This window comes from Moorena sp. SIO4E2 (assembly GCF_010671945.1).
Lineage (GTDB): Bacteria > Cyanobacteriota > Cyanobacteriia > Cyanobacteriales > Coleofasciculaceae > Moorena > Moorena producens.
This window is the reverse complement of the sequence record NZ_JAAHIE010001021.1, coordinates 1-1,917: the sequence shown is the minus strand read 5'-3', so window position 1 is coordinate 1,917 and position 1,917 is coordinate 1. Positions and strand designations below refer to the sequence as shown.

1 protein-coding gene is annotated in these 1,917 nt (G+C 45.1%); it reads right to left on the bottom strand.

Going from position 1 to position 1,917, the window contains the following annotated elements:
- Positions 1 to 312: 312 nt before the first annotated feature.
- The coding region (locus tag F6K37_RS40145) for a formylglycine-generating enzyme family protein (protein WP_502887826.1) at positions 313 to 1,917 on the bottom strand (1,605 nt) is incomplete at its 5' end.

Sequence of the window (1,917 nt, the reverse complement as noted above, 5' to 3'; positions counted from 1 at the left end):
AAGAAAAAGATTTGGTTTGCGCTTTAATTTAATTGCTGCTATATACAACTACGAACTTTGTTTGTTGGCGAAGCCTGTCCGAAGGACAAAGAAAAAATTTAGCGATCGCTACTTTTGCAAGAGGTCTCATCTAGAATGAAATAGCCCTGGCATCTTGCCAGTGATATTATTATTAATTGTAGAACTGGCATCTTGCCAGTGACCAAATAATTAATTGATTGAGATTGACACAGGCAGTCTATTCCAGCCACAGGCTAGAAGCCTGTTCCACAAGAAGAAAAAAACAGGGCAAAAGGGCAAAAGGGTAAAGGGTTACGGAGTCCACGCACACCCACACACCACACGAAAACCAATATAGCCGTTGAGGTGCCTGAGAGCCGGATTATAGTTGTAGCGAGACCCAGAACGGCAGTACTCAGGGACGTAGTCCCAGGAACCACCCCGCAACAGCCGCCGCTTATTATCATTGTCATTATTATATTCCCAGGCACTGCCATCTGTCGGCGCACCTTCATAGTTTGAGTGCCAATGGTCTGCACACCACTCCCACACATTCCCATGCATATCGTAGAGTCCAAAGTCATTGGCTACCCCAAAACTTCCCACTGGGGTGGTTTCCTGGGCATATTTTTCTTTGGCACCATAGCCATAAGTATAGTTGCCATTATAGTTAGCTAGGTCAGTTGTAATTGTCTCACCAAAATGAAACGGAGTTGTTGTTCCGGCTCGACAAGCATACTCCCACTCGGCTTCACTGGGCAAGCGATAAGGGCGTTTACTCTGTTGGGACAGCCGCTCACAAAATTCCACCGCATCATACCAAGAGACTTCCTCTACAGGTCGGTCTTTCCCTTTAAAATAGGATGGATCGGGTTCAAGTTCTGTGTTGACTTGGGGTAGGGCGGCGACGGCTTGCCATTGGGCTTGGGTAACTGGGTATTTACCCATGAAGAAGGATTTAACGGTGACTTGATGCTGTGGACTTTCATCATCACTATGCCCCTGTTCTGTTTCTGGGGAACCCATGATAAAGCTCCCTTCACGAATGCCAACCATCTCTAGCTCAACTCCATTCCCTAAGTCTTCGGTAAAACCATCAGCTTGTTGCTGACGACGCTTGATGATTAGTTCTGTTGGGTAACCCATGATAAAGCTCCCTTCACGAATGCCAACCATATCTAACTCAACTCCATTCCCTAAGTCTTCGGTAAAACCATCAGCTTGTTGCTGATGACGCTTGATGATTGGTTCTATTTTTGTTGTGAACCACTTGCGTGTTGGTTTTAACTCAATAGTTACCACTTCAAACTCAAAAGGTTCTAGCTCAATCTCTGGAGATATCTCTGTTTCTGCTCCCAGCTCAATGGTTACCACCTCACATTCAAAGGTTTGCATGGGTGGGAAACCTTCAAGCTGAGTGACTGGATTTAAGCTAAGGTTTACCCCATGAACACCATAGGATTGACCAGCATCAGGGGGAATTTGATCTTTGAGCCAGATTCCGAGGGATTCAGCAAATTTCATTAAGGAGTCATATTGACTCAACTGGGGTCTAAATTCTTGAATTAGACGCTGTAATCGGGCTAATTCTGCCTGTCCATTTTTTCCTCGGTTAATTAATCCTTGTAGGGCTGTGGCTATCTCTTCTTCTGCTTGAGTGCGATGTTGATCTAAATACACCATGGCTGCCCATTGTTGTGCCTGGAATTCTCCCTGTCGGCTGGCAGGATGGGTTCCCATTAAATAAGTCACGTAGTCCATCAGCAATTGGGCTACCGATTTGAGGCGATTTTTACCAAATTTGTCCTGAAATTCTGATGTTTCAAATTGTGCCAATAAATTAGACCGTACCGCCGGAGTCATGGCATATAATTCATAACCAACTGGACGGCATAACTCCGATAACAGTAAATCCGA